Here is a 21,419-nt window from a genome sequence, read left to right as displayed (position 1 = left end):
GCTGGTGACTCCAGGTGAGTGACGCGTGGCGATGGCCTCGCCGCGCAGCGCGCGAGGCCGGCAGGGCCGCGCGGGGTCGCGCGGCCCTGCGGGCGGTGGTGTCAGAAGGAGAAGCGCAGGTGGTCGACCACGTAGGTGCCTGCGTTCGTGGGGGCGTTGAGCACGAGCCGGAGCTGGCACTCGTTGTCCTGGGCGAGGAGCGCGAGACCCGCCGGAGGCACGGTGAAGCTGACGACGTGGGAGCCCGAGCCCTGCGGCAGCGGGACCGTGTTCGTCGCGACCTCCTGGTGCGACATGTTCGCTCCCATGCACTTCAGGAACATCGAGGCATCGCCCGACCAGCCGGGGTTGACCGGAGGCGGCAACACCACCTGGAGCTTCAGCGTCGGACCGAACGAGGCGAGCTCGCTGGTCGGGAACGACGTGCTCTCGATGACGGTGTAGTTCGAGACCGCGACCGACAGCGCCTTCGCCTCCGGCTGGCTCGGCGACTCGACGAGGCTCGCCGAGGTCCCCTGCACGACGTGCCAGGCGTCCTCGGTCTCGAAGCCGAAGATGCGATCGAGGGTGGTGACCGGCACGAACGGCCCGTCGTTCGCGGGCAAGCTCATCGTCCCGTTCCACTGGAGCCCCCCCATGAACCGCACGTTGTCGAACTGAAAGCAGTCGCCGTTCGCCGCGTCGGCCATGAGCGAGACCTGCAGGGTGGAGCCGCGGTCGGTCTCCTGGAGGGCGGCGAAGACCGGCTCGGGGAGCGTGAAGTGCGCCGTGACCCACTCGCCCGCGGGATAACCGGTCAGATCGAACTGCCCGGCGAACTGGGACACGGTGTCCTCGGGCCGATCATGGTAGTAGAGCTGCACGGAGCCCTGCCATGCCGGGTTCGGCAGGCCGGTGGGGATCCGGACGTCGAGCGCGAGGTGGCGAGAGATCCAGGTGAAGTCCTTCGGGGTGAAGGGCGGGCTCTCGAGCGTGCGGGAGCCCGAGGAGCACACCCGCTGCGACGTCTCGCCCACGGTCGCGACCGGGCTCATCGAGTTGCTGGCCGTGGTCGTCCAGGGGTCGTCCCAGCGGCCGACGAGGGCCTGGCCGGGCGACGTGGTGCGATAGGTCTTGGCCCGCAGCGACTTGATGTCCACGATGGCGCCGGCAGCGCCCGCGACGTCGATGGCGAGGGTGACCGGCTCCTGCGTCTGCTGGAGCGCCGCCAGCGTCGCGGCAGGGACGTTGAAGAGCACGTCCGTCTCACCCGCCGTCAGGACGTCGGCGAGCACCACGGTCGAGCCGAGCTGGACGGTGCCGGTCGAGGCCGCGCTCAGCGTGACCTTCAGCCGGGCGCTGCGGGTCGGGTTGCCGGTGACCGCGACGGAGAACCGCACCGACCCCGGCGTCCAGCTCGTCCCCTCGCGCGGGTACTCGCGGTGGATGCGGGCGCTGCCAGCGCCGTTCGGGGTGATGGTGAAGCCGCTGCCGTCGGCGTTGTGCGCGGCGGAGCCGGGCTGGGCGGGCAGCCAGCTCCCGTCGAACCGGACCTGGCTGGGCAGGTCCCCGTCGCGGTCCGGGTTCTGGTGGTCCCTCGAGTCGAGGATCAACGTCGAGTTCAGGTGCGGGTTGTGGATTGTGACGAGCCCGTCGCCCATGGCGCGCACGTACTCGACGTTCGTGAACTGGTAGTCCGCGTCGACCTGCTGGACCAAGAGCAGCGGGAAATCGATGACTTCCTGCGGCTCCTGCGGGTCGACCGCGCCCGCGGAGAGGCCACCGATCTTGTCAATCCACATCAGGGACTCCTCCTCCGAGATGCCGATGTCGAGCCGCTCGTCGCTCACCACCGTCTTGTAGGGGAGCATGTTGCCCTGCGCCGTCAGGCCGGCGTTCCTGGACACGACCGCGCTCAGGACCTCCGCGGCCGGGACGCCCACCTCCTCGGTGCCTGAGCCCCAGTGACCAGGGACGACCTCCCACAGACCGCCGTGCATGACGGGGAAGGAGACCAGGACGACGTGCAGGTTGCCGTCCGGCTTGGTGATCACCTTGGCCCTCGACCCGTTGTCGAGCATGACGACGTCGGTAGAGCCCCAGCCATCCGGCGTCTGCGCAGGCCAATCTGCATTGGGATCGAAGCCCAGCGTGACGTTCTTGTACACGGGCCCGTTGTTCGAGGTATAGCCGTTCCCCCTCATCATCGGCGTGAAGCGCTGGGCCTCGGGCACACCCCAGTTGCTTTGATCGTCCGGGAGCAGCAGCACGCTCGGCTTCGCGACGAAGTCGTGCGTATGCACCTTGTCCGCAGGCTCGAAGAACTGCTCGTGAGGTTCCAGCCCCGCGTTGACGAAGTGCTGGTGCCTGCCGCCGGAGCTGTTCAGGAAGCTGCTCGTGGAGAAGTAGTGCTCGGCCGCGGGCTCGTATCGCCATGACCCGGTCGTCCCGAGCGGCCACTCTTCTGGGTTGTTGCTCAGGTCACGCGCGATGGCGTCGAGGTCCGGGTCGCCCATCACGTTGGGCGCCGGGTAGCGCGCCGGCCCGTGGATCCGGTACATCTCCGTGGAGTAGCGCGCCGCGGCGCGCGTGTACGCGCCGAACCCGGGCTGTTCGTTGTCCGGCTTCAGCATGAAGTGGTGGATCAGCTCCGGCACCTGGTAGCCGCTGAGCGCGGCGTCGAGGGCGAACCCCCTGTACTGATCTCCGCCGTTCCACCACATGCAGTTGCGAGCCGTCTTCGGGCAGTCCGGATCATCGTTGAACGAATACACGCCCGTCAGGATACCGAACATGATCGGCGGGTAGTCGGCGGTGTACAGCTCCAGCCGGTCCTTGTACTCCCATTGACGTCGCATCGGGGCATAGCGCTTGCCGTGGTAGGACTGGAAGGCGACCATGGCGGCCGTGTAGTCCACGGCGTTGCGTGCGGCGGTTCGCACCTTCTTGCCTTCGGCGTTTCCCGCGAGCTGCATCAAGGCGCGCAGCGCGAGGCCCTGGTACGGGCGCGCGTTGGTCTCGAAGAAGCCGTTCTTCGTGATCCGTCCGAGGATGGCGAGCAGCGCTTGCTCGAGCTCCGTGCCGTCGTTGACGTACTTCTCCGGGCTCCGGTCGTAAAGGGCCTGGATGTCCGGATCTTGCCGTGGATTGTTGCGGATCCACTGGTTCGCCAGATAGATCCAGGTGTTGATCATGAGGACGTGGTTCTCCGTCTCGGGAACGGAGACGTGGAAGCCCAACAAATCCGTGAGTGGCGCTTCGTACACCAGCTTGCGCACCCTGTCCCCGGCGTACGGGATTTGGGGTGTGCAAAAAAGCTCGTAACGGCCGGGCGGGTAGGTGTTGTTCTCGTACTGGAGGAAGGATTCACAACCCGCCGGGGTCAGCCTCGTGTACTGGAGGAGCGCCTTGACGGACGCGTCTGTGAGCAGCGGCGTGTCCCCGAACGCGTTCAGCAGCGTCATCGCGCCCATGAGATGAAAATCGAAGTCCGCCTTCGAGCCGACGTCGTCATGCATGTGCGCGTTCTCGAGGAGCCAGTCCTCGACGTACTGCGGGAAGCAGTCCGGCGGCCTGAGAGCGTCCCCCGGGGGCAGGTGGACGAGCGCCGCGAGCCCCGCGGCGATGCGGCGGAAGCCCGTGATGGCCGCCCTATCCCAGCTTCCGAAGTTTCTGAAGTTGCCTTCGAACGTGCGCATCCACACCCGCAGCAGCTTCTGGAAGCGGTCGTCCATCTCGTCGTTGGCGTCCGCGATCGAGTCGGGGATGGGGTGCGACTCGCCTTGGATGATGCACACCTTGTCGCCGACGGCGATGTCGGTGATGTAGTAGTCCTCGTCCTCGGACCAGTCGCTGGTACCCCCTCTCCGGTAGGCAACGCCTGTGTCGAGGTCGTCGTAGACGCCCCACCTCGGGTTCGGGCTGTCGGTGCGCCCGAACACGAGCTCGCCCCGGCCATCCATATCCGTGTCGATGACGGCGACCGCGTTCGCGCCGACGTCCTCGCCCCACTCCTGACCGCGGGTGGTCTCGGAGATGCTCCCGTCGGCGTTCTTGCTGTAGATCACCAGCTTCGAGCGCTTGTCACCCGGGCTCCGCCCGATCACCAGCTCTTCCCGTTGATCATCGTTCATGTACCCGGAGCTGATGGAGATGGCCTGGAGGTCGCCGTCCCAGTTGCTGCTGCCGGGGTCGAAAGGAGCGCCGAAGTCGATCGGCATGAAGATCTGGTCGTGCGCGCCGGGGAAGACGAACACGCGCTGGTCGCCGTGATCTCCTTCCGCGATCGCCGCGAGGTCCCCCTTGCCGTCGCCGTCGAAGTCGAGGAACTTGACCCCGAGCACGAGAGTGTCACTGCCGAACACGCTCTCCCCCGCGCTGAAGACGGTGGTGAGCTCGCCGCTGCTATCCAGCTTCGCGACCTCGACGCGGAGCCCGAGGCCCCCGCAGAAGACACCGCACGGGCCGTCCCTGGAGATGGCGATCTCGGCGCGACCGTCTCCGTTGATGTCGCGCACGTCGAGCCCCGTCACGTAGTAGTCCGGCCCCCATTCCGGGTTCAAGCGCCGCTCGAGGATCGTCTGGAAATGGGGGGGCCCGCCGTCACGGGTGAAGTCATCCAGGATCAGCACCCTGGCCGCCACGTCGTCGGTCGCTTCGTTCAAGCCGACGACGACCTCGTCCTTGCCATCGCCGTCCAGATCGCCCGCTGCCAGGGCAGTCACGCCCTTGCTCGTGTCCCACTCGCCCAGCGTCGCGATCTGCTTGAACTCGTTGTTTTTGTCGTCGTACACGACGAGGCGCGGCTGGACGTCGCAGCCCAGCACGCAACTGCGCGCGTTGCGCCCCGCGATGAGCTCGAGGTCCGGATCGTCGTCGATGTTGGCGAACGTGATGGCCGTGGCGTAATAGGGCTCGCCGTAATCGTCGCCGCGCACGTTGAAGGAGTGGTCGCCGTCGTACACGAAGATCGACGGTTCATTTGCCGTTTCGCGATACCGCGAGACGGCAAAGAGCTGAGCTTCGCCTCTGCATTGAGCGCTCTGCGCATCGGCGGTGATTGGAACGCCGACCAGGACGATGGATCCAAGCAATATTAACCAGTGACGCATCGGTCTCCTTCTCTGGGCCTGCCGGCGGGCTGTGACGTGAAGGCGGCCCCTTCGCAGCAGCGCACCGCGAAAGCAGCGGCCGTGCCACTGCGAGCGCGCCTCCCGCAGAGCGCGGTGAGACGGCCGGCGAGCCGAAGCTCGCCCGCTTTTGCGACCCCGCGCATGGCGGCACGTGGCACGGTGTCACAAGGCACGAGGCACGAGGCACGTGGCACATGGCACGTGGTCGAAGGCCGCGTGTCACCCCGTGGCGGGCGCACAGGTTTCCAGCGTCGGGTGGAGGATGGTCTCGCCGCAGAGCGCGCGCGGCGCTCATGGGCGACGCCGCGCGGCGCGCGCCCGGCAAACCTCGACGTCTGCGAGGCGGCAGGCCCCGCCCGCGCGGCCTGCCCCGGGTCGGCAGAGCGCGCTCAGGCGCTTGCGGCGCTGGGGGAGCTCCGGCTAGATTCGCGCGCGCCAGCGCGCTCTCCGCCGCTGGCGCTCATCGCGCGCGAAGCGCTCATCGCCGCCGCGCTCCATCACCCGCTCTTCTGGACGGGGATCACAGGTCACGGGAGAATATCTTGTTTTCGTTCATCGCCGCCTTCAACCTGCCGGACGCGAGCGATCGCGATCCCGCCGCGTTTCTCCGCCGCACGGCGCTCCTCATCGGCGAGCGGATGCCCTCCGTGGGCCCGGAGCCCCGGATCGCGCTGGAGGTCTTGCCGGAGGTGGGCGGCGGGTGGGCGCTCCTCGCGCCGGAGCCGCGGCCGCGGCTCGACCTGCTCGATCAGGTGGTCACCGACACGCACGCCGTGCTGGTGTTCGGCGATCTGCAGGGCGAGTCCAGGGCGTCGCCCGCGAGCGCCGTCCTCCGCGCCTATAAGTCGGGCGGCGGGGGCGCGGTGGCCGCGCTCGACGGCAACTTCTCCGCCGTGGTCGTCGACCGCGCGGAGCGCACGGTCGCGGTGATCTCGGACCTGCTCGGCCGCCGGGCGCTGCGCACCCTGCACGCGGACGGGGTCCTCTACGTCTCTCCCCACGACATCGCGCTCGTGGCGACCGGGGCGTGCCCCGTCGAGATCGATCACGCCTCGGCGTGCTCGATCGTCGCCGCCGACTGGTCCATCGGCGGGCGGCCGCTGCTCGCGCGCGTCGAGCCGTGCGAGCCCTCGCACTGGCTGCGCCTGCGGGGCGGCCGCCTGGAGCGGCTCGCCGCGCCGCTCGGGCTGTTCGAGGGCCGCGTCGACGCCCGCGACGGGGCCGCGGTCAGCGAGCGAATCGACCAGATGGTCGACACGATGCGCGAGAGCACGCGCTTCGCCGCGGCGGGCTTCGACACGGTCCGGGCCGACCTGACCGCGGGCATCGACAGCCGCGCCGTCTTCGCGCTCGTCGCGTCGGTCGTGCCGGCGGAGCGCATCGTCGCCAAGACCTCGGGCGCGCCCGACAGCCTCGACGTGCGCGTGGCCGGGCGCATCGCCGCCCTCTCGGGCGTGCGGCACGAGCACCGCGAGCTGGATCTGCCCATCCACGATGACTTCAGCCGTCACGCGGATCTCATCGCGTTCCACATGAACGGCGACTCCAGCGCAAAGCGCGCCATCGACAGGTATCCGAGCTGGGACGACGAGCGCCCGCTGGGCTTCGACGGGGGAGGGGGCGAGATCTTCCGTGGCTACTACTATGCTCGCCCCGGCCAGTACCGGCGGGTGGCCGGCGCCGGCGCCGGCGACGTCGCGGCCTTCCTCGCCCGGAAGTGGCGCCGCCTGGCCGCGCCAGGCTTCCGCTCGCCCGAGCATCCGGCCGCCGTCCGCGAGCGCACCCAGGCGGTGGTCGAGGCGATGTTCCGGCGCTCGCCCGACGTGCACGACGTGCTCGATCAGTTTTACCTCTTCGAGCGGTATGGCCGCTGGGGCGCGCTCACGTCGCGCTTCTCCTGGTGGAGGAGCTTCAGCCCGTACGCGAGCCCGTCCGTCGTGCGGCTGGCGTTCAGCCTGCCCTCCCCGATAGGCATGCACGCGGGCTTGCACGACGCCATCGTGCGCCGCTTCTTGCCGCCCGCGCGCGGCATCCTCGTGAACGACAACGCCCTGCTCCGGCTCCAGGGGCCCGGGCTCGGGCGCATGGTCGCGCGCGATCTGCTCTATGTCACGGGCGAGCTCTGGCGAGCGGCGACCGCGTGGCGGGGCCGCTCGGCCAAGCGGCGCCGCTCGGTGGACGCCATGCGCGCCGATATGGTCGCGGGGCCGCTCCACGACTACGCGCGCGACGTCCTCGTCTCGCGAGACAGCATCGCCGTGGATCTGCTCGGGCACGAGCTCGCCGCGCGCCTGCTGGACGAGAACAGGGCGCGCCGGCAGCACCTGGAGACCCTGTGCAACCTCCTCGGCATCGAGCATTTCCGGCGGCTCGCCGCGGCCACCGCCGCGGCCGCGGCCGGGCGTTGACCGGCGGCGTCGCTGGCAGTCACGTTGCTGGACGTGCCGCCGATGGCCGCGGTGAAGACGACGGCCATGTCGCGCTCGTCGCGATGTTGCTGATGCTGTGCTGGAGGTCGAGGGCGAGAGGCTGCGCGAGGCGGCGCGCGGCGCTGACGTGAGCTCGTCGGGCTCAACCCGGGGCGTGGGCGGCAGGCCCGAAGCGGCGCCGCGCGATCTGGATATCGGCGCGGAAGCGCGACGTCAGCGAGCGCTCACTGGCAGACCCAGTAGTCAGGGAATGCGCTCGATTGCGGCGTGCACGCCGGAAGCCCTTCGAGGCTGCGGAAGTTGTTGATCTGGCTCATCCGGGTGCTGGAGATCCGCATGCCTCGCGCCTTGCCGCCGACCTCGGCGCAGTGATCGTCACCCGGCTTCTCCGAGTTGGAATGGATGCCGAAGATCCAGTTGGTGTTCCTGAGGAAATAGGGGCCGCCCGAGTCGCCTTCGCAGACTCGGATGTCGTCCGCGTCCGTGACGAAGTGCTCGGCACCTACCCAGTTCAACGAATCATTCATGAAGCGCATGACATCTTCGCCCGTGCCATTGTAGTGGTAGTAGCCCCGCCCGTAGAGCGTATAGGGCTCCGTGGAGCCGAGGTACCCTGCGTAGATGCCATCGGCGGCGTCGCTGGCCGTCACGTTCTGGAACGCGCCACCCGCAACCTGGGTGAAGACGACGGCCATGTCGGCTTGCGCGTCCCATCCGTGCTGCAGGCGTCGCACCCAGACACTGCGGTTCGTCGAGCATTTGCCGTTCGAGGGGGTGCCTGTCATGCAGCTCCAGGTGGTCCCGGTGCGCGCGTAGGATACCGAGACGTTCACAGACCCGATCAGCGCCGTGTTGAGCAGGTGGTCAAAGCAGTGAGCCGCGGTGAGGACCATGTGTCGACCGATCAGCGTTCCCGTGCAGAATCCCTCAGTCCCGTTTCCGATCTCCACGGCGCCGACTCCGCCGCCCTCCGTGCCGGCGCGGATCTCTTCCGCGTGGGTCCCGAGCGGCTCGTCGGAGAGGTCGGCGCTCGGACCTGCGGCGACGCACGCCGAGCCTGCCAGAGCGAGCAGCGCGCCGGCTGCGCCCGTGCGAGCCCACACGAGCCCAGCTCCTACCATCCCGCGGCAACCTTTCGAATCCTTGATGTCCGTCATTGGGGTTCTCGCCTTCGTCCTGAGTGGTTGTTCTTCTTCTCCGCTGCTCGCGGCGCGCAGAGCGACACACAGGGCTCGTCACCGAAGCCCGTGGGCCACATCGCTGGCCTTCGAACGCGGCCACATCGATGCTTCCGACATGCTCGGTCGGAGGGAGCCTCCGCCTGCAGCATCGGGATCATCGCGGGATACGCTTTACCCGGGACCGCCCGTCTTCCGCTGGATTACGATCCAGCGATGCAGCGGGTCAGATAAAGAGTACCGCTCAGGGGGCAGTGCAACGAGCGCGCCAGCTCAAACGCACGACGGATCCGGGAGCGCTGAAAGATTTTGACGGTCATTTCGCCCTGCGCTGGGTGACATGTCACGGCGCGGCCCCGTGACATGTCACCCAGCGCACCGTGACATGTCACGGTGGAGCGGGCCGCACGTCACGGCGGGTGGCTCATTGTCCGTCGCGTGGACGCGACACCCCTCCCCTGAAGGGGAACGTGGGCCGAGGCCTCCCGGATCTCCGCCGACACCGCCGGAGCGTCTCAAACGCGCGTCGCGGCGGATGAGCAGGATCGCGCCCGGCGCGGTAGCGGGCGCGCGCCCGGCGCGTTGCTGCTGAATCCGCGCTGGAGGTTGGCGGCGCGGCTGCGCGAGGCGCTGCACGGCTACACGCGGGCATCGTGGACGACGGCGCGGCGTTGCTCGCAGAGGACGCCGGCGCGCTCGGCCTGCCGGACGTCACCCCCGAGGCGCTGCTCGCGGCGCAGGCCGACCAGAAGTGCCTCGGCCGCGCGCGAGGCTCGGTCGCGCGCACCGTCTGCCGGTGCCCGTTCGAGCAGCGGCGGCAGGTCGCCGGCAGGGCGATGGCGACGCGCGGGAAGATCGCCCGGCGGAGGGGAGCTCGCGGACTGCGACGACCTCAGCGACCCTTGAGGGTGAGCTTCGTCGCGCTGCGCGACACGCCCTCTCGCGATGTTGCCCAGAGCGCCCGGCGCCGGCGACATCCGGCTAGTCAACGAGCCGCATCCGCTGGGGAGCGGGGATGCTCGCTGTTCTTTTTTTGGAGCCACCTTCGGGACTTGAACCCGAGACCTACGGTTTACGAAACCGTTGCTCTACCACTGAGCTAAGGTGGCACGCCTCGCGTCGAGGAGGCGCGCAGATTACCCACTCGTCCTACCGAGTCAAGCTCTTTTATTCGCGCCCCCCGTCAGCCCGGTCCCGCCCGCCGCCCGCCGCCGCTGCGCCCGCTGTCCTCGTCCTCGCCTCTGCTTCCCCGCTCCTCGGGCCCGCCGCGTCGCCGGCGCTCCCCCTCGCGAAGAACTCGCCCAGCCGCTCCGAGAGCTCCGCCGCCGCCGACCAGTGCATCATGTGCCCGGCGTCCGGCAGATCGACGTGCTCCGCGCGCGCGAGCTTCGCCACCCGCGCCGCCTCGTCCGGCGGGCGCCACCCGGTCGGCCCGCCGCTCACGACCAGCGTCGGGCACGCGATGCGCTCCAGGAACGCCGCGAACGCCTCCGCCTGGAACCAGAGCGGCGACGTCGTCCGGTGCATCGGATCGTACGCCCACGCGAGCCCGCCGCCGGGCTCCTCGCGCGTGAGCAGCGGCGCGCGCGTCGCGAGCACGTCGAGCGGCACGCGCGGGTGATGCGCCGCGAGCCGCGCGATCGCGTCCTGCATCGACGCGAGCCGCCGCGGCGCCCGATCGAGCCCCTTCATCTCGCGCAGCCACGTCTCCATGCGCGCGACGGCGACGTCGGGCCCGCGCGCCGGCGGCCCCAGGCCCTCGAGCAGCGCCAGGCGCTCGACGCGGCCGGGGCTCGCGCCCGCGTAGTACACCGCGACCGCGCCGCCCATCGAGTGGCCCACCACGCCGAGCCGCGCCGGCGCGAGCGCGTCGACGAGCGCCGCGACGTCGGCGATGTAGTCGGGGAAGTAGTAGTAGCTGCCCGCGCCGACGCGGCCGCTCCGGCCGAAGCCGCGGAGGTCGGGCGCGATCACGTCGTGCCCCGCCCGCGCGAGCGGCTCGGCCACGAGATCCCACGTGCTCCCCGCGTCGAGGAAGCCGTGGAGCAAGAGCAGCGTGAGGCCGGACGGCCGCGCGGCGTCGTCGCGAAAGCGATGGACGCACAGCTCCAGACCGTTGGTCTTCCAAATTTCGGACGTCCTACTCACCACGCGCGTGCTCTCGCGTGCAGGCGCCCACGTCAACCCCCCGCGCGCGCCGCGCGCCCGGCGCCGTCACCGCTTCGCAGGCGGCGCCGCAGGAGCTGCCGGGGGAAGCATCGTCCCCGTCGCCACCGGCGCGGCCGATCCCGCCGCCGCAGGCGGCGCGCCCGCAGCGCCCGGCGCCGCGGCGTCGGACCCGGCCGGCGCGGCGCTCGCCGACGCCGCGGGCGCCGCCGGGAGCGCGGCGCCCGTGAGCTGCGCGGCGTCCTTCAGCACCTCGTCGGCGTGCACGCCGGGATCGACGTCCGGGTAGACCTTCGCGACCTTGCCGTCGGGATCGATCAGGAACGTCACGCGCGCCATCGACCCGAGCCGCGTCGGCACGCCGAACGCGTTGGCCCACGTCTGGTCGGTGTCGACGAGGATGGGGAACGGCAGCCTGTGCTCGGTCGCGAACGCCTCGTGCGACTCGCGCGTGTCGGGGGAGACGCCGAAGATCTGCACGTTGGCCTGCTTGAAGCGATCCCACGCGTCGCGGAACGCGCACGCCTCCTCCGTGCAGCCCGGCGTCCCGTCCTTCGGATAGAAGTACACGACCACGGCGCGACCCCGCTGGTCGGACAGCCGCTGGATCGCGCCGTTCTGATCGGCGGCGAACACGTCGGGCGCCGTCGCGCCGACCGGGAGGAGCCCCTGTCCACCGTCGGGTCGCTCGGCCGCGCCACACGCGAGCAGCGAGACAAAGGCAAAGACGACAGCAACAACGACAAAAACGAGGGCAGTCGGGAAGCGTCTCTTCATCAGAGCGCCACGTTAGCACGCACTCGGTAGGATCGATCCGACGCTTCTGGTACGTTGCGCCGACAGGAGACCAGGCCGATGGCGATCTACGGAAACGGCAGCGGCGCCGCCCCCGGCGCGGTGCGCCAGGGCAGGGGAATCACCTACCCCGATTTCTCTTCGCCTACCGTGGATAAGGTCATGGTGGAAGAGCGTGCCGCCGGGCTCGGCAAACGAAGCATCAAGGGCCCGGCCAAGGTCGCCGGCCTCAAGCTCGCCATCTCCATGATGGACCTCACCACCCTCGAGGGAAAAGACTCGCCCGGAAAAGTCGAGCAGCTCTGCCAGAAGGCGCTTCGCCCTCACGAGCGCGCGGACATCCCTCCGTGTGCGGCGGTGTGCGTCTATCCGAAGCTCGTGCCCGTCGCCAGGCGAGCGGTCGCGGGCTCGACGGTCAAGGTGGCGAGTGTGGCGACCGCCTTCCCGAGCGGGCTGTCGACGCTCGAGGTCAAGCTCGCCGACGTGCGCCAGGCGGTCGAGCTCGGCGCCGACGAGATCGACATGGTGATCGACCGCGGCGCGATGCTCGCCGGCGAGGTCAACGCCGTGTACGACGAGATCGCCGCGACCAAGGAGGCGTGCGGGCGCGCGCACCTCAAGGTGATCCTGGAGACCGGCGAGCTCGGGAGCTACGACCGCGTCCGCAAGGCGAGCCGCATCGCGATGCTCGCCGGCGCCGACTTCATCAAGACCTCGACCGGGAAGGTCACCCCGGCGGCCACGCCCGCGGTGACGCTGGTGATGCTCGAGGCGATCCGCGATCACGCGCACGCGACCGGCCAGCGCGTCGGGATGAAGCCGGCCGGCGGCATCCGGACGGCGAAGCAGGCGCTGCACTACCTCGTGCTGGTCAAGGAGACCCTCGGCGACGCCTGGCTCACGAGCGACCTGTTCCGCTTCGGCGCGTCCACGCTCCTCAACGACGTGCTCATGCAGCTCGAGAAGGAGCGGACCGGCGCCTACCAGGGCGGCGACTATTTCAGCAAGGACTGACCGCGCGCGGTCGGGGCGCGCGCGCGGCCTGGCGTCGCGCGGCGTGGCCGGGGCCGATGTTCAACGCGCGGCCGCCGGCGTAGAGTGCGCGGCATGAGCGACAGGAGCACCGCCGCGGCAGGCGGCGACGGGGGCGCGCCCCGGGAGTCTGGCGTGGAGCGCGCCGCGCGCGACGCGAGCCCCGCGCGCGAGGCGGCCGTCGTGTTCGGCGACGCGTGGCGCTACGCGCCGGCGCCCGAGGGGCGCGACCACGTGAAGATCGCGCCGCGGTACGACCTCTTCATCGGCGGCGCGTGGCGCGCCCCGGAGTCGGGCCGCTACCTCGACAGCGTCAGCCCGTCGACCGAGGAGAAGCTCTGCGAGTTCGCCGAGGCCTCCGAGCGCGACGTCGACCTCGCCGTGCAGGCGGCCCGGGCCGCGTACGAGAAGCACTGGTCGCGCCTGCGCCCGCTCGATCGCGGCAAGTACATCTACCGCATCGCCCGCGCCCTCCAGGAGAAGTCGCGCGAGCTCGCGGTCGTCGAGTCGCTCGACGGGGGCAAGCCCATCAAGGAGTCTCGCGACGTCGACCTCCCGCTCGCGGCCGCGCACTTCTTCTACTACTCGGGCTGGGCCGACAAGCTCGAGCACGCCTTCCCCGGGCGGGACCCGCGGCCGCTCGGCGTCGCGGGGCAGGTGATCCCGTGGAACTTCCCGCTCCTCATGGCGGCGTGGAAGCTCGCGCCCGCGCTCGCGGCGGGCAACACGTGCGTCCTCAAGCCCGCCGAGACGACGCCGCTCACGTCGCTGCTCCTCGCGAAGATCATCGAGGAGGCGGACCTGCCGCCCGGCGTCGTCAACGTGGTCACGGGCGCGGGCGCGACGGGCGCCGCGGTCGTCGGCCACCCCGGCGTCGACAAGGTCGCGTTCACCGGCTCGACCGAGGTCGGCAAGCGCATCCAGCGCGCGCTCGCCGGCACCGGCAAGCGGCTCACGCTGGAGCTCGGCGGCAAGGCCGCGAACATCGTCTTCGAGGACGCGCCGCTCGATCAGGCGGTCGAGGGGATCATCGGCGGCATCTTCTTCAACCAGGGCCACGTCTGCTGCGCGGGCTCGCGCCTGCTCGTCGAGGAGAGCGTCCACGACGCCCTGCTCGTCAAGCTGCGCGAGCGCATGGCGACCCTGCGCGTCGGCGATCCGCTCGACAAGAACACGGACGTTGGCGCCATCAACTCGCGGGCGCAGCTCGAGAAGATCCAGGAGCTCGTGGCCGCGGGCGAGCGCGAGGGGGCCGCGCGCTTCTCGGTGAGCTGCGCGCTCCCGGAGCGCGGCTACTGGTTCGCGCCGACGCTGTTCACGGGCGTCGCGCAGTCGCACCGGATCGCGCGCGAGGAGATCTTCGGCCCGGTGCTCTCGATCCTGACCTTCCGCACGCCCGAGGAGGCGATCGAGAAGGCGAACAACACGATGTACGGGCTGTCGGCCGGCGTCTGGACGGGCAAGGGCTCGAAGAGCTTCTGGGTCGCGCAGCGGCTCCGCGCCGGCGTCGTCTGGGCGAACACCTTCAACAAGTTCGACCCCAGCTCCCCGTTCGGCGGCTACAAGGAGAGCGGCTTCGGCCGCGAGGGCGGGCGCCAGGGGCTGCTCGCCTACCTCGAGGTGGACTGATGGCGCTCGGCAACGGCGAGGCGGGCGCGCGCGTCGGCGTGCGCAAGGCGTACAAGATGTTCGTGGGCGGCGCGTTCGTGCGCTCGGAGTCGGGGAGGTACACGCAGGTGCGCGATCACGGCGGCGCGGGCGCGGTCGAGAACATCCCGCGCGCCTCGCGCAAGGACGGGCGCGACGCGGTGGTCGCGGCGGCCGGCGCGCTCGGCGGCTGGTCGTCGCGCTCGGCCTACAACCGCGGGCAGATCCTCTACCGCCTCGCCGAGATGCTCGAGGCGCGGCGCGCGGAGCTCGCGGCCTCGCTCGAGCGCGGCGGCCTTGACGCCGGCGCCGCCGAGCGCGAGGTCCTCGCGTCGATCGATCGCGCCGTCGCGTACGCGGGCTGGGCCGACAAGTACCAGAGCCTCTTCGCGAGCCTGAACCCCGTGTCCGGCCCGCACTTCACCTTCACGGTGCCCGAGCCGATGGGGGTCGTCGTCATCGCGGCGCCGCCGCGCCCCGCGCTCCTCGGCCTCGCGGGCGCGCTCCTGCCGGTGATCACCGCCGGCAACACCTGCGTCGTGCTCGCCAGCGAGGCGGATCCGCGCACCGCCCTCGTCTTCGCCGAGGCGCTCGCCACGAGCGATCTCCCGGGCGGCGTCGTCAACCTCCTCACCGGCCAGCTTGCCGAGGTGCTGCCGCACCTCGCCGCGCACATGGAGGTCGCCGCGCTCGATCTGCACGGCGTGGACGCGGCCCTGGCGAAGCGCCTCGAGGAGGCGGCCGCCGCCAGCGTCAAGCGGGTGCGGTCCCGCTCGCTCGGCGAGGCGGAGTGGTTCGACGAGCGGGCGGCGACGTCCCCGCGCTGGATCGAGCGGTTCGTCGAGCTGAAGACGATCTGGCACCCGGCCGGGCCGTAGCGCGGGCGAGGTCAGCTGCGCGCCGCGCGCCGCTCAGCGGCCGAGCACCATCCCCGTCTGCAGCGTCCGCCCGGCGACGAGATCCGCGGCCGCGAGCGGCTTCCGCCCCTCGGCCTGCGCCCGCAGGATCTGGATCGCGCCGTCGCCGCAGGCGACGATCACGATGTTGCGGCCGGCCATCACCACGGTCCCCGGCGGCGCCCCGTCGCGGTCGGCCTCGCGCTCGACGCGCGCGGCGAGCACCTTGAGCGCCTTGCCCTCGATCGTCGTGAAGGCGCCTGGCCACGAGGTCATCCCCCGGATGTGGTCGTGGATCTGCCGGGCGCTCCGGTCCCAGCGGATGCGCCCGTCCTCTTTCTTGAGGAGCGGCGCGTGCGTCGCCGCCTCGTGATCCTGCGGCGTCGCCTGGAGCTCGCCGTCCACGGCGCGGCGGAGGTCCTCGCGCACGACGCGCGCCGCGAGCGCCCCGAGATCGACCGCGAGCTCGTCGGCGGTCGTGTCGGGGCCGATCGGGATGCGATGGATCGCGTAGACCGGCCCCGTGTCCATGCCCTCGTCCATCTGCATCAGCGAGACGCCCGTCTCGGCCTCGCCCCCGGCGATCGCCCAGGTGATCGGCGCGGCGCCGCGGTAGCGCGGCAGGATCGACGCGTGCAGGTTCATGCAGCCGCGCCGCGGCCCATCGAGCACCGCCTTCGGCAGGATGCGCCCGTAGGCGATCACGAGCGCGACGTCCGCGGCGGCGTCCTTCACCCACGCGGCGAACTCGGGCGTGCGGATCTTCTCGGGCTGCACCACGGGCAGGCCGAGCTCTCCGGCCTTCACCTTGACCGGCGGCGCCTTGAGCTCGAGCCCGCGACCGGCCGGCCGGTCGGGCTGGCAGACGACGCCGACGACGTCCGCGATCGACGCGAGCGCCTCGAGCGAGGGCACGGCGATGGCGGGGGTACCGAAGAAGAGCGCGCGCACGCCCTAGCTTCTAGCAGGAGCGGCGCCCGGCACGGCCGCCTTCTTCATCGCGATCGCGCCGACGCCGCCGCGCGGACGTGGCTCAGGGCGGCGCCGCCGGCCGCCCGGCGTCGTCGTCCTTCCCGCGCGCCGCTGCGCCGCGCGGATCGGCGCAGCAGCGGAAGCCGGTCTCGTAGAACACGAACTTCGGGTCGTGCGCGTCGTTCGTCCCGCGGCAGCCCGTCCACGGCTTGGCCCAGAAGCCGCCCATGAGCGCGCCCGGCCACCGCCGGCCGCGGCGCGACGCGACCCACTCCTCGACGTTGCCCATCATGTCGAAGATGCCGAACGACGAGGCGCACCCGGGGTACGAGCCGCTCGGGGCGCCTTGCCAGAGCCGCTCCACCTCGCGCCGCGCGACGTCGCCGGAGGCGCCGAGCTTCCGCTCGTCGACCGGCCGCCACGCCTTGCCGCTGTTGCAGACGGCCCTGTCCACGCGCCAGCCGTAGACGAGCGGGCGCCGCTCGGGGCCCTCGCACGCGAGCTCCCACTCCTGCTCGGCGCACACCCGCTTGCCGCGCGCCGCGCACCACGCGGTCGCCATCTCGAACGACTGCATGACGAGCGGCTTCGCCCCCCGCTGGTTCGGCGCCTCGAACTGATCCATGCACACCGCGATCTCGGTCGTCGGCCCCTCCTCTGCGGTGATCCCCTCCCAGTAGGCGAAGCAGTGGGTCGCCTTGCCGCTCTTGACCGGCTCGACGCAGACATGCTGGACGTCGTCATGGTGGGTGCCGGTGACGAGCCGCATGTCCGGCGGGCACGCCGGGCTGGGCCCCGGATCGAGGGACGGCGCCGCTGGCAGGCTGAGCATCGCGAGGGCGAGCGCGCCGAGGCCGAGCAGGGGATCGATCATCGTTCGCGAGGGCTCCGGTGTCGCTCCGCGCCGGGCGCCGCCGCGGCCGAGCCCGCGTCGCGGCGCGACGGCGGGGGACGGTGGGGAGACGATGCGCCTCTCGTCTGACGCGGTGGGCGACGCGGTGGGCGACGCGGTAGGCGCCGCGGTGGGCCCTGCGCCGCGTCGCCGCGCCGCCCGACAAGCGAGCGCTGCAGGTCGGAGCTGACCCGCAGAATATCCCCATTCAAAAAAATGGCCAGGGCTGTGGCACGCGGCATGCGCCGTGTCTATGGTGAGTTCCCGTAGCCTCGCGGGCTGTCTTCCACCAGAGCTGCCAGCAGGGCTCCGCGTCGCACCGTTCGCATCCGTCTGGATGCAAGCCAGGATGACCGGGGCGCGCGCCCGCCGCGCGACCCGGCGTCAGGTTGATGAAGGGGTTTACCTCCCCCGGTCGGGTGCCTAGAGGAGATCGCCATGTCCGAGAAAAAGAACCCGCCGATGCCGCCGCGCTCCGAGGAAGAGGTCGTCTTCGGCGACGAGCTGCCGGTTCTGCCGATCCGCAATGCGGTCCTGTTCCCGGGCGCCGTTGCGCCCTTCGATGTCGGCCGCGAGAAGTCGGTCGCGCTGGTCGAGGATGTCGACAACCTTCCCGGCCCGGTCATCGCGATCTTTGCCCAGCGCGATCCGTCGACCGACGATCCCGGCGCCGAGGATCTGTACCCCATGGGCTGCGCCGCGCGGGTGCTGAAGGCGCTCAAGCACAGCTCGGGCAACTACTCGCTAATCCTGCAGGGCCTCACGCGGATCCGGCTCGACACCGTCACCGCCCACACGCCGTACCTGCGCGCCAAGATCCGCCGCATGGATGAGCCGGCGACGGAGGACGTCGAGGCCGAGGCGCTCGCGATGAGCCTGCGCGACATCGCGAAGCAGGTCATCCAGCTGATGCCCGAGCTCCCGCGCGAGGCGGGCTCGCTCATCGACTCGATCCAGGCGCCGGGCGCGCTCGCCGACCTCGTCGCGGCGAACCTCGACGCGCCGGTCGAGGAGAAGGCGCAGCTCATCGAGACGATCGACGTGAAGGAGCGCATCCGCAAGGTGCTCCGGCTGCTCACGCGGCAGCTGGAGATCCTGAAGATGCGCGAGCGCATCAACTCCCAGATCAAGGAGGAGATGGGCAAGAACCAGCGCGAGTACGTGCTCCGCCAGCAGCTCAAGGCCATCAAGGAGGAGCTCGGCGAGGACGACGGCGATCAGGGCGACCTCGACGGGCTCGAGGATCGCATCGCGAAGGCGAACCTGCCGACCGAGGCGGAGACCGTCGCGAAGAAGCAGCTGAAGCGGCTGCGGACGATGCAGGTCGGGTCGGCCGAGTACACCGTGGTGCGGACGTACCTCGACTGGATCCTGGACGTGCCGTGGACGCAGTCGACGCAGGACAACCTGGACATCGGCAGCGTCCGCAAGGTGCTCGACGAGGACCACTACGGCCTGGAGAAGGTCAAGAAGCGCATCCTCGAGTACCTCGCGGTCCGCAAGCTGAAGCAGGACAAGAAGGGCCCGATCCTCTGCTTGCTCGGGCCGCCCGGCGTCGGCAAGACGTCGCTCGGCCGGAGCATCGCGCGCGCCCTCGGCCGCAAGTTCCACCGCGTCTCGCTCGGCGGCGTGCACGACGAGGCGGCGATCCGCGGCCACCGGCGCACCTACGTCGGCGCGCTGCCCGGCCAGATCATCCAGGGCATGAAGAAGTCGGGGACGATCAACCCGGTCTTCATGATGGATGAGGTCGACAAGATCGGGCACGACTTCCGGGGCGACCCCTCCGCGGCGCTGCTCGAGGTGCTCGACCCGGAGCAGAACAACACGTTCGCGGATCACTACCTGGAGATCCCGTACGACCTGTCGCACGTGATGTTCGTCGCGACCGCGAACGTGGCCGATCCGATCCCGCCGCCCCTCCGCGACCGCATGGAGATCCTCGAGATCCCGGGCTACACGCGGAAGGAGAAGCTCGCGATCGCGCGGCAGCACCTGCTCCCGAAGCAGCTGTCCGAGCACGGGCTGACGACCGACCAGCTCGAGGTCACCGACAAGGCGCTGGAGGAGATCATCGATCACTACACGCGCGAGGCCGGCGTCCGCTCGCTCGAGCGGCAGATCGCGGGCGTCATCCGCGGCGTGGCGGTGAAGGTCGCGGAGGGCGACACGCAGAAGCGGCGCGTCGACAACGAGGACGACCTGCACGAGTTCCTCGGCCCGGCGAAGTACACGAGCGAGGTCGCCGAGCGCACCGCCGAGAGCGGCGTCGCGACGGGCCTCGCGTGGACGAGCGTCGGCGGCGAGATCCTCTTCATCGAGGCGACGCGGATGTACGGCACGGGCAAGCTCCAGCTGACCGGCCAGCTCGGCGACGTGATGAAGGAGTCGGCGCAGGCGGCGCTGTCCTTCGTGCGCAGCAACGCGGCGAGGTACGGCATCGCGAAGGACTTCCTCGAGAAGAGCGACCTGCACATCCACATCCCCGCCGGCGCGATGCCCAAGGACGGGCCGAGCGCGGGCGTGACGATGTTCACGGCGCTCGTCTCGCTCCTCACCGGGGTCAAGGTCCGCCACGACGTCGCGATGACGGGCGAGATCACGCTCCGCGGTCGGGTGCTCCCGATCGGCGGCCTGAAGGAGAAGGTGCTGGCGGCGCACCGCGCCGGCATCAAGCGCATCATCGTCCCCGAGCGCAACCGGGCGGATCTCGAGGAGGTCCCGAAGGAGGTCGTGGACGAGCTGCAGTTCTTCTTCGTCAGCCGGATGGAGCAGGTCCTCGAGGCGGCGCTCGAGCGGATGCCCGAGCCCGCGCCCGCGACCGAGGAGTCGAAGGACGGCGAGAAGAAGGACCTGGAGAAGTCGGAGAAGAGCTCGATCGCGAGCAACTGATCCGGGGGCGATCGCTCTGCGGTCGGTCTGCGAGGCGCCGCGCGGCTTGGATGCGCGGCGCCTTTTTCGTCAACCCTTTCGTCAAGAGGGGCGAGCGGCTCGTCGCGCGCCGCGCCGGGAGCCGCGGGCGTGCGCGCGCTTGCCGCCGGCTTTCGTCTCGACGGATGTCAAGCGAATCGGTAGCCTCGTGGTCGCATGAGGCCGTGCCCGAACTGCGCGTGGATGCTCAAGGAAACCGACGCTGCCTGCACGATGTGCGGCGCGAGCGTGGCGGGTGCTGCGCCTTCAGCCTCCGGTCCGGTCGCGCCTCCGCCGCCGGTGCAGGGGGGCGCGGGCGCCTACGCTCCGCCTGGCCCGCCGGGCTATCCGGGGCAATCGGTCGCCTCCGGGTACGGCGGTGCGGCGCCGCAGGGGTACGGCGCCGTGGGCGGCGCGCAGGGGGCGTACCCGCCTCCTCCTCAGGTCGGGGTGGGGGGTGGTCTCGCGGCGTCGCCGGGAGGCGTCCCCTTCTCGAGCGGCGTGGACTCTCCGTTCCCGGTCTCTCCATGGGCGCGCGCGGCTCCTTCGGCGGGGCTCACGTCGCAGCCATCGTCGCCTCCGATGAACCAGCCGGGCGTCATGCCCGCCCAGCCGCCGCTGGCGTCGCCGATCCCGGGCATCGTGCCCGGCGCGTCGATGGGCGGCGCGATGGGGCAGCCGGCCGCGTCGCCGGCGCCGGTCTTCGGCACGCCCCCGCAGATCGTCGCGCAGCCGCCGATGGTCGTGCCGACGGCGACGCCGGGGATGGTGGCGCCGCCGCCGCTGGTGCAGGGCGGGGGGGTGGCGCCGCCGCCGCTGGTGCAGGCCGGGGCGGTGGCGCCGCCGCCGCTGGTGCAGGGCGGGGGGGTGGCGCCGCCGCCGCTGGTGCAGGCCGGGGGGATGGCGCCGCCGCCGCTGGTGCAGGCCGGGGTGCCTGCGGCGGCGCAGGGAAGGGCGCCGGCGATCGTCGCGCCGCCGCTGGTGCAGGGCGCGGTGCCGGCGGCGGTGCAGCCGGTCCCGGGGCAGCCGTCACGCGTGCTCGTCGGCTTCCTCGTGACGTTCCAGAACGACCCGGGGGGCAGCTTCTGGCCGATCTATAGCGGGCGCACCCAGGTGGGGCGCGCCGGGGCGGATCCGACGACGGAGATTGGGCTGCCCGACGCGAGCGCCTCGTCGCGGCATGCGTCGCTCCACGCCGACCCGACGACGGGCCAGGTCTTCATCGAGGACGACGGCTCGCGCAACGGCACCTTCGTCAACGAGCAGCGCCTCGGGCAGGGCGAGCGCCGGCAGCTGCGCGACAACGACCGGCTGCGGCTCGGGAGCACGACGTTCGTCGTGAAGGTGCTGGTGGCGTGAGCGGAGCGGGGCTGGGCGCTGCGTCGCAGGCC

The 21,419-nt window shown here is 71.0% G+C and carries 12 protein-coding genes and 1 tRNA gene; 6 read left to right on the top strand and 7 right to left on the bottom strand.

What is annotated here, in order from left to right; genetic code table 11:
* Positions 1-101 precede the first annotated feature (101 nt).
* Positions 102-4,943, bottom strand: a complete 4,842-nt coding sequence (locus tag WME98_RS02010) for an FG-GAP repeat domain-containing protein (protein WP_437949714.1) — start codon at positions 4,941-4,943, stop codon at positions 102-104.
* Positions 4,944-5,653: 710 nt separating this feature from the next.
* Here WME98_RS02010 and WME98_RS02005 point away from each other — a divergent pair.
* Positions 5,654-7,519, top strand: a complete 1,866-nt coding sequence (locus WME98_RS02005) for a hypothetical protein (protein WP_437949713.1) — start codon at positions 5,654-5,656, stop codon at positions 7,517-7,519.
* A gap of 245 nt (positions 7,520-7,764) precedes the next feature.
* Here the strand turns inward: WME98_RS02005 and WME98_RS02000 are convergent, their stop codons facing one another.
* From WME98_RS02000 to WME98_RS01985, 4 genes are all read right to left on the bottom strand, one after another.
* Positions 7,765-8,697, bottom strand: coding sequence for a trypsin-like serine peptidase (locus tag WME98_RS02000; protein WP_437949712.1), 933 nt, complete (start codon positions 8,695-8,697; stop codon positions 7,765-7,767).
* Between the two features lie 1,055 nt (positions 8,698-9,752).
* Positions 9,753-9,827, bottom strand: a tRNA-Thr gene (locus tag WME98_RS01995).
* Positions 9,828-9,885: 58 nt separating this feature from the next.
* Positions 9,886-10,866 carry an alpha/beta fold hydrolase gene (locus tag WME98_RS01990; RefSeq protein WP_437949711.1) on the bottom strand — a complete coding sequence of 327 codons (981 nt, stop codon included), beginning with the start codon at positions 10,864-10,866 and terminating at the stop codon, positions 9,886-9,888.
* 66 nt (positions 10,867-10,932) lie between these two features.
* Complete coding sequence (locus tag WME98_RS01985) at positions 10,933-11,661, bottom strand: peroxiredoxin (protein ID WP_437949710.1); 729 nt, start codon at positions 11,659-11,661, stop codon at positions 10,933-10,935.
* Positions 11,662-11,739: 78 nt separating this feature from the next.
* On the opposite strand from WME98_RS01985, the gene deoC reads away from it, so the two are divergent.
* The 3 genes from deoC (at position 11,740) to WME98_RS01970 (ending at position 15,236) form a co-directional block, all read left to right on the top strand.
* Positions 11,740-12,693 carry a deoxyribose-phosphate aldolase gene (gene deoC, locus WME98_RS01980; RefSeq protein WP_437331884.1) on the top strand — a complete coding sequence of 318 codons (954 nt, stop codon included), beginning with the start codon at positions 11,740-11,742 and terminating at the stop codon, positions 12,691-12,693.
* A gap of 93 nt (positions 12,694-12,786) precedes the next feature.
* A complete protein-coding gene (locus WME98_RS01975) occupies positions 12,787-14,340 on the top strand; it encodes an aldehyde dehydrogenase family protein (RefSeq protein ID WP_437949709.1) in 1,554 nt (517 codons plus the stop codon).
* On the top strand, positions 14,340-15,236 hold the full coding sequence (locus WME98_RS01970; RefSeq protein WP_437949708.1) for an aldehyde dehydrogenase family protein: 897 nt from the start codon (positions 14,340-14,342) through the stop codon (positions 15,234-15,236). The genes WME98_RS01975 and WME98_RS01970 overlap by 1 nt, the downstream gene beginning before the upstream one ends.
* Before the next feature lie 33 nt (positions 15,237-15,269).
* On the opposite strand, the gene fmt is transcribed toward WME98_RS01970, so the two are convergent.
* Positions 15,270-16,205: a methionyl-tRNA formyltransferase gene (gene fmt / locus WME98_RS01965; protein WP_437949707.1), complete on the bottom strand. Its 936-nt coding sequence runs from the start codon at positions 16,203-16,205 to the stop codon at positions 15,270-15,272.
* 82 nt (positions 16,206-16,287) lie between these two features.
* Positions 16,288-17,100 (bottom strand): formylglycine-generating enzyme family protein, encoded by an 813-nt coding sequence (locus WME98_RS01960; RefSeq protein ID WP_437949706.1) that lies wholly within the window; start codon positions 17,098-17,100, stop codon positions 16,288-16,290.
* Positions 17,101-17,556: 456 nt separating this feature from the next.
* On the opposite strand from WME98_RS01960, the gene lon reads away from it, so the two are divergent.
* Complete coding sequence (gene lon / locus WME98_RS01955; protein ID WP_437331879.1) at positions 17,557-20,010, top strand: endopeptidase La; 2,454 nt, start codon at positions 17,557-17,559, stop codon at positions 20,008-20,010.
* 222 nt (positions 20,011-20,232) lie between these two features.
* Positions 20,233-21,387 (top strand): FHA domain-containing protein, encoded by a 1,155-nt coding sequence (locus WME98_RS01950; RefSeq protein WP_437949705.1) that lies wholly within the window; start codon positions 20,233-20,235, stop codon positions 21,385-21,387.
* Positions 21,388-21,419: the final 32 nt, after the last annotated feature.

It is taken from the genome of Sorangium sp. So ce296, assembly GCF_051529605.1.
Classification (GTDB): Bacteria; Myxococcota_A; Polyangia; order Polyangiales; family Polyangiaceae; genus Sorangium; species Sorangium cellulosum_D.
The sequence above is the reverse complement of the archived record's forward strand: the minus strand, read 5'-3'. Positions and strand labels throughout refer to the sequence as shown.